The sequence below is a fragment of the Pseudoalteromonas sp. Isolate3 genome, assembly GCF_022398505.1.
GTDB lineage: Bacteria > Pseudomonadota > Gammaproteobacteria > Enterobacterales > Alteromonadaceae > Pseudoalteromonas > Pseudoalteromonas apostichopi.
The window spans coordinates 1-8,146 of the sequence record NZ_JAKEVN010000146.1 but is presented as its reverse complement, the minus strand read 5'-3'; the positions used below and the strand labels follow the sequence as shown (position 1 = coordinate 8,146).

The window sequence follows — 8,146 nt, the reverse complement described above, 5'->3', positions numbered from 1 at the left end:
ATTATAGCCATAGCTTTATTTTATCTATTACATCGCTTAGCTCTGCAATTAACTTTTCGACAATTAATGTATCTTGCAGTTGATTAAAACGACTCTCGGTCGTTACGATAAGCTCAGATAAAGGAGGATATTGAAGCATTACAATAGCGCCTTTAAGTTTATGTATTGCGCCAGAAACCTTTTCTAAATTTTGATTTTTTATTTGCTCTTGTAAGGAATTTAAGTCTGCTTGCAAGCTAGTAATAAATACCTCTGCGAGCATTTTTGCATCATTCTCATTGCCGAAAACATTTAACCAATGCTGTTTATCTTTTATACCTTGTAAGCTTAAATCGGGATTATCATCGGTAATTGGCAAATCATCACTACTTAACTCTATAAACTCAGCTAGTCGATTATATAATTCATTGAGTTTATATGGCTTAAATAACACACAGCTCATTCCAGATTTTAATGCTTTATTTAAACACTCTTTAGAATCATCCGCAGTAAAGCCAATAATTGGCAAATTTTTAAACTTCTCTTGACTGCGTAATTGCTCAGTTAATTGAAATCCATCTAAATCAGGCATGTGACAGTCTGTTAATAATAAATCAAAATGCCCTGTTTCAAGTGCTCTTAGAGCAGCAATACCATCGTCAACCATGACCGCTTTAATTCCTAGTTTTTGGCATTGTTTTTCGAGCAATAACTGATTTGTTTTATTATCCTCAGCTATTAATATTTTCCCATGTAACGGATAGCTTTGCGTTAGCATCTCATCATCCAAGCGAATGTGTGCACTATTTATAAGCTCTCTCAAAGTATCTGGATACAATGGTTCAATAGGTAGAATATGGCAGCAACAATTTGCTGGTGTATGCACTTTGTTAGCGCATGCTACTAAAATATAATTATTACTTGCATTACTAATTGATTGCTGCCAATTAGCGCCCCACAGTGCATTAACATAACTCTCGTCAATGAGAATATTATCAGCTTGTTCAAATGCGTCTTTATCGATTGGCCAACTTAATTGATAGTGTTTCACCCCCATACTGGCTAGGTTATTTAGTAATTGATCGTGCTGGGTACAAACAGCCCAATTAACTGACAAAGCTCGTAACTTCTGTTTACTTGCGTTTTTAAGTGGTACTGAAATATAAACATTAGTGCCTTTACCATAGGTGCTTGATAGGGAGATTTCACCCTGCATAGCTTCAACAAGTTGCTTTGCCAAGCTTAAGCCTAACCCAGTACCACCATAGCGACGTTGAATAGAGTTATCTGCCTGCTCGAAAGGGGTAAATATATTAGCCAACTGCTCGGCTGTCATACCTTTACCTGTATCTGATACTTCAATCTTTAAAGATTGCTTATCAAATAAAACATCACAGCTTATTGTCCCTTGCTCTGTAAATTTCACGGCGTTATTTAGTACATTAGAAAGCACTTGCATCAAATGACTTATATCGACCAAAGCCAAATTAAAAGTAGCTTTACGCCATAGTACATTGAAAGCGAGCCCTTTTTGCTTAGCGAGGTACTCATGAGCACGCATAACACGGCATAAATGCGCCTCAAGGTCGGTTTCTCTTAAGTCGACTTCGATATTACCTGTACTACTGTTTGCGAAATATAAAATATCATCGACTAAAGTGCGAAGCTTTGTTACTGAGCTCTCTATGTGCTCGATTAAATAGTGTTGCTCTTCATCAAGTGATGATGATTTTAAAAGCTCTATAAAGCCATTTACTCCAGACATAGGTGTTCTTAGTTCATGGCTCATAGTGGCAATAAAACGACCTTTCGCCAACTGAGCTTGATGTGCAAGCTCCGTTGCTTTATTCAAATCTTCCTGCTGACGTTTGAGTATGCTGATATCAAGCAAAATACCATTCCAACGCACACCCTGCTTATTTTCGCGCTTATTAGTTTCTGCATTGGCAATAAAACGACACCAAATTTGCTGGCCTAGATTGTTTATCCGAAACTCAATATCAATCATTTTGTTGAGTTTACTCGCTGCTTTAAAACTCTTTGCAATTTGCACTCGGTCTTCATCAACAATAAGCGGCGAAATACATCCCGTCATGCCGCGCTGGTTAATCATTCGCGAAGTAATCCCTAATAAACTCTGTGCACCTTTACTAATATAGGTATAACAACCCTCACCGTCATCGTAGTACTCATACTGAAATACACCTCCAGGTATTGTGTCCGTAATGGTTTGTAACAGTTGCTGTACAGATTGATTCTCACGCTGAAGGTGACGATGTTCAGTTACATCAGTGATCACCGTCATAATACCTGCAAATTCACCCCCTGAGCCCAAGTATGGCTTTTTGGTATAAAGTAACTCCAGCTCTTTACCCGATTTATTCGTGTAATTTATATGCTGATTGATTACCTTGCCTGAATTTAAACTTTGCTCATTTTGCGAAATCAGTTTTTTTACGACTTTAATATCTCCGCGCAAATATTGGTTTTTTTCATCCCATAAGTGAGCAAAATTTTCTTTATAAGCTCTGTTCCACATAATACGCTTTTGGTGCTGATCTTGTATCACCACCATAGTGGGTAAGTCATCTATCAGTTTTTGGGTAAAATTAAGCTTACTTAAAGCCACTTCTTCAGCATCTTTGCGCTTTGCAATTTCACGATTAATGGTTAATCGCCAGCTAATAAAATAAATTACCGACACAGCAATCAAAATTAAAATGAGAATAGCTGTAGTATTAACAGTTTTACGGTCGTAACCACGTTCAATACTAAAAATGCCGTGACGACTAACAACATAGTTAAAATCATTGCTGGTCAATGTTTTAAATAGGCTGTCTAGCAGAGTCGCAAATTCTGAGAAGTGTTTATTCACTAAAAAATAAATAGGCTGGGTATAACGGTATTTTGGATTGATATAAAACTCACCAATATAAAATTGGTTTAGCTGATACGCCGCAATACTTTGCGGTAGTATCACCGCATCTATGTTGTCATTTCTCAATGCATAAAACAGCGTTTTGATTGAATCAAATGAGACTGTTTCGACTAATTTATTGGTCAATAGCTTTTGTTTAGGATCAGCGAACACCTCTAAATAGCCAATTCGCTTGGTTTGACTAGCTCGTTTAGAGATTAACACCATCTCTAAACTATAGTGAGAAGGTAACGCAATTAACACACCTTCTTCTATTTTTGTGGGGTTCATAGTTGGAATTAAATCAATTTTATTAGCTAAAAAGAGCCTTTCTAGCTCTTGAGAGTTGGCAGCTGGTATATATTTAAATTGAAAATCACTTCGTTGTGCTAATAGTTCCAAAGTGTCGTTTAAATAGCCTTTTGCTTCGCCTATATTACTGGTTGCGTGAATTGGAAATAAACCATCTACAAAAGAAAAAGTGAGTAAGTAATTATTATCTTCCACTTTGTCAATCTGATTGAAATCACGCTTAAATTGGCTATAAGCTTTTGCTGCTAAATACTCTTCACTGGCAGAGCTTTCCCATAGTTGTTTAGTTGTAGGAGAAATAGCAGCTAATACCGAATTAACCTGATTACGTAATGCCGTTTTATTTTTATTAAACATAACATGCAGGGTTTCACTGGATAACCAAACTGGACTTACAACTTTCAGGTTTTCTTGGGAAAGGTTTTTAAGTTGGTGAGATAAAACCGAGTAATCACCCATAAACGCATCAAATGAGCCATCTGCTACTTTTTTAAAGGCGTCCTCTGGTTTTATAAAACGGTTGATAAATAGCGCACCATTTTCTACTAGATATTCACAGTGCGAACTCCCCGTAATACACACCCATCGCAGGCTAGCCAAATTTTTTAATGCATCATTCGCGATGGACTTATTCGCAACAATACCTCTTGGCGCTTCCATGAATGGCGTTGAGAATAAAAAGTGCTTTTTACGTTGTGAGGTTTTATTTAAGCCGACGGCAAAGTCAACATCACCGGCTTTAAGGGCATCTAAAAGCTCATCTAAGCTATCATAAACACGGTATTCGAGATCAGCTTCGGCCAAACGAGCGATTTCATTACTGTAACCAACAATTACACCTGAGAACTGGCCATCAGCGTCGCGAGTATGGTAAGGGAAAAAGTTATAGTTAACGATACCCGCTTTGAGTTGTGTTGCAAACACATCACCAGAAAATGAAAGCGTAATAATAGAAAAGTAAAACAGAAGTAGTCTTATCAGAGCCTGACCATTTAAAAAAGCAATAACTAAATATATTCTAGCAGTGTAATTTGAATACACAATTATTGTTTATAGCTTGAAGTTGAAATTCATTTAGCCAAATTCTTACAATACCAATACACTGTATTATTAAAGCTTACACTCTACACAATTATGTGCTTAGCGAAAGATATCAGTGTTTTTCCTGTAACTTTTTAGCTCTTAATACCCAACAGAACAATTCTCCATCAATTTTTTTGGGCGTAATATCAAAGGTTTCCCAGCTTGAGCTCATATTAGAAATGATTGCCTTTTGATCATCTTCGCTCCAAGAGGCTTCGATTTGCTCATTTATCCGTAATTTATAATTAGCAAGTTCCTCAATCAAACTCTCAACTTGATGAACAGCTACTTCCCTCCAGTTTACTATCATCGGAATAAAACTTTTTGCTAACTGCCCAAACCAATCTTGTTCAATTTCAGAGTTAAAATTAATTTGAACTTTTTTAAAATCTAATAACAGCTTCTCATTATTTTGTAGGAATTCATTTTGTTCTTTTGCCGTTGGCTTTTCTATTAGACGATAATTACTACAGAAATTAACAAAGTTTCTAACTTTATATGCGAGCCCATCTTGATTTACGAATTGTGAAAGTACTTTAATTCCTTGTTGGCAATCTTGGGTAATGAAAGAATTTCTATGATGAACTAAAGCAATCAGTTCGCCACCACTTTTAAGTACTCGATTAGCTTCAAGAAAAGAAAAGTTTAGATCTGAATATTCAATGCCAAATTGACTAATGAGGTAATCAAAAGATGAATCGTTAAAGTTTAACTTTTCACAACACATTTCACTGTAAAAATTGATGTTTTTTAGTGAAAGAAAAACTTTTTCATTGTCGTTAAAATGCTTAGTAGGATCTATATTCGCAGCATCAATTGCCGTAATTTCAAATTCATTTGGATATTGTTCAGCTAAAACAGCCAAGGCACCATTTCCGCAACCAATGTCTAAAAGTTTGGCTGATGATTGAAATTCTCTAAAAATGGCATTCCAGAAATTTAAAACATCTCCTTGATAACCATCTTTGTGATTACTTTGGGCAAAACTGCTTAAAGTTTCTGTCGATAGCCAATATGAGTCCCAATGTTTCACACTTACTCCAAAAAAAGGTGGGCTTAAGCCCACCCCTCATATTGTTTTATTTAGAATGATTGACGGAAGCGAAGGTATGTAATACGTCCGTATGCGTCATATAAATCGAAGTTATAGTTACGACCGCCAAATGGGCTTAATTGCGGCTCTTTCTCAAAGGCATTTTGCATACCTAGAGAAATCTGCGTACCCGTAGACATGTTATATGTAACTTGCAAATCATGTGTTACCCAAGTTGCAATATTACCTGTCTTATCTAAAGAACCATCATCATTTTGAGTCACGTCTTCATATTGCTTACCAATTAAATTGATATTCCATACAAAGTCAAAGTCACTCCAAGTATACGTATTGTTAAGAACAGCACGGTCTTGAGGCTCACCTGGATCTTTAAGTGTATTACGGCCGCCATCTACAACGCTTTCAAACTGGTGACTCCATTGTAGAGTTTGCTTGAATGTACCCGCATCACCAAAATCAAACGTTGTATTCAAGTTCAAGTCTAAACCATTTATAGACCAGCTACCTTCGTTAGCATAACCTTGAGTGATTAAGTCGATACCACCATTGCTTAAGCGCTCTACACCTAAACCTGCAGGAATTGGGTCACCTGTTTGTTCACGGTTAAGAATAGTTGTTGCGCCAAAGAAACGGATCATATTTGATATTTCAATATCATAATAATCTGCAGAGAAGTTTAACCAATCTGTTGGTTGATAAGCTAAACCTATTGACGTTTGTTTAGATGTTTCAGAACCAATTTCTGGGTTAGCAAGCGTAACTGCGTTAACTTGAACGTCACAACCAGCTTCAAGACCAAAGTTTAGACAAGAAGGGTCATCGCTAACATTTGGGTTGTCAGGTGCTGGCTTAGCTGTCGTGATATCAAGTGTTGGAGCACGGAAGCCTTCCCCATAAGAAGCACGAAGAACTAAACCTTCCATTACATCGTATTTAAACGAGATTTTTGGCGAGAAATCACTACCGTAATCTGAATATTCATCATAACGGCCAGCAAGAGTCATCTCAAGATCATCCATTAACGGGAACAATGCTTCGAAGTAAGCACCTTTAACGTCACGAGAGCCACCCGCACTGTTACCTGATGAACCACCGACTTGACCAGCTTCTGAAAGTGAATCATAAGTATCTTGATACTCTTCTTTACGGTATTCTGCACCGACTACCGCTTGAATCATACCACCGCCAATTTCAATGACATCGAATGATGCTGACGCGAATAGCTCTTCTTGATTGAATTCACCAATACGAGAAGTAGTTACTTTAAGACCGCTTAAAAGCTCTTGATAATCGCTCTTCTCAGTATCCGTTGTAAAACGAGCACCAAATGGGTCATTTAACATATAAGCGCCACTATCCATTGCAGCACGGGCATTACTACCCATTAAGTAGTTGCGACCGATTTCGTATGTTTTAGTTTTAGTCTTACGTGCACCAAAATCAACAAAAACATCACCAATTGAACCTTCAGCACCGAATAAGAAATCTGTAGACCAGTTATCTACGTTGTTATCACGGTTACCCAATGCAGCAAAGCGGTGACGGATTTGAACTAAACTTGGATCATCGCCATTGGCAATTTCACCAGCTCGTTTATCAGCCATATAGCTTGCAAATTCTGCATCGTAAAAAGGGCTATTTGGGTTAATAGGGTTGTTAGGGCTATCATCTGATAAGAAAGCTGCATCACCTGCATCATTCAAAGAAGGAGCATATCGACCAAATGATTTTGTTTTAGAAACAAGAGTATGCGAGAAGATTTTCCAATCGTCATTTATCTCATATTCTGCTTTTAGGAAAGCAGATTGGTTACCTGTTGATGCTTCATTAGCATTGGTTGCGTTGAAGTTATAACCACAGGCACCCGTAGAGCCATACATGAAGTTTTCTAAGCTGTCACATTCTTCTTGAGAAATGATAGATCTGTAACCAGCTTCTTTTAAAGCGTTCACACCAAAGCTAGATGCACCAGGTTGAACCCAAGGGTAATCGTGTTCATAAATAATATCGCGGCTATTCCAAGAAATACCACCAATCACTGATGCATTATCGCTTGATGAGCCGAAAACTACAGAGCCTTCCTCACGGTCACCACCTTCTTCAGGAAGACTTACATCGCCCGCACCTAGACGTACCTCAACACCATTAAAGTTTTTTCGAGTAATAATGTTGATTACACCCGCAATCGCATCAGAACCATAAACAGCTGAAGCACCATCAGATAAAATCTCGATACGCTCTACAGCAGCCATAGGGATTGAGTTTAAGTCTTGAGAATTACCAGTTGATGGTGATTTAGGAAGACGACGACCATCTACAAGGATTAAAGAGCGAGATGCGCCTAAACCACGTAAGTTAACTTGCGAAACACCTTGAGCTGAACTACCAGATTGAGGTCGGAATGAACCTGCTGAGTTAAAGCTTGTATTACGGATCAAATCAGAAACTGAAGTTTGACCTGAAAAGTCGATTGAAGCACGGTCAATAACTGTTACAGGAATTGAGCCTTCTAAGTCAGTTCGTTTAATACGTGAACCTGTTACGGCGATACGTTCAACTTCTTCTACACCTTTATCATCAGCAGCATAGCTCGTTGCTGAAAATGCAGCAGTTGACGCTGCACCAAAAGCAATCGCTAAGCGAACTGCTTTTGAAACTTGATTATTTAACATTTGATTCTCCCTGGTCATATCCATGTTATGACTTTATTAATTTATTTTAACCCTTAAAGAGGTACTAGTACCCTATAAGGGAATTAAATACTAATATCAGGGACAACTTTTGGTCAACAGTTTTTTAAC

3 protein-coding genes are annotated in these 8,146 nt (G+C 37.6%); all 3 read right to left on the bottom strand.

The window, feature by feature from the left end; genetic code table 11:
• Window position 1: 1 nt before the first annotated feature.
• The 3 genes from L1D46_RS18735 to L1D46_RS18725 all read right to left on the bottom strand — a co-directional run bounded on the left by L1D46_RS18735 (window position 2) and on the right by L1D46_RS18725 (window position 8,017).
• Window positions 2-4,132, bottom strand: a complete 4,131-nt coding sequence (locus tag L1D46_RS18735) for a transporter substrate-binding domain-containing protein (RefSeq protein WP_239978026.1) — start codon at window positions 4,130-4,132, stop codon at window positions 2-4.
• Window positions 4,133-4,361: 229 nt separating this feature from the next.
• Window positions 4,362-5,324, bottom strand: a complete 963-nt coding sequence (locus L1D46_RS18730; protein ID WP_239978025.1) for a class I SAM-dependent methyltransferase — start codon at window positions 5,322-5,324, stop codon at window positions 4,362-4,364.
• A 50-nt stretch (window positions 5,325-5,374) separates the two neighbouring features.
• Window positions 5,375-8,017: a TonB-dependent receptor gene (locus tag L1D46_RS18725; protein WP_130051826.1), complete on the bottom strand. Its 2,643-nt coding sequence runs from the start codon at window positions 8,015-8,017 to the stop codon at window positions 5,375-5,377.
• Window positions 8,018-8,146: the final 129 nt, after the last annotated feature.

Excerpts from the sequence above, each read along its gene's own strand:
- L1D46_RS18725 (WP_130051826.1), bottom strand. The coding sequence starts at position 8,017 with ATGTTAAATAATCAAGTTTCAAAAGCAGTTCGCTTAGCGATTGCTTTT.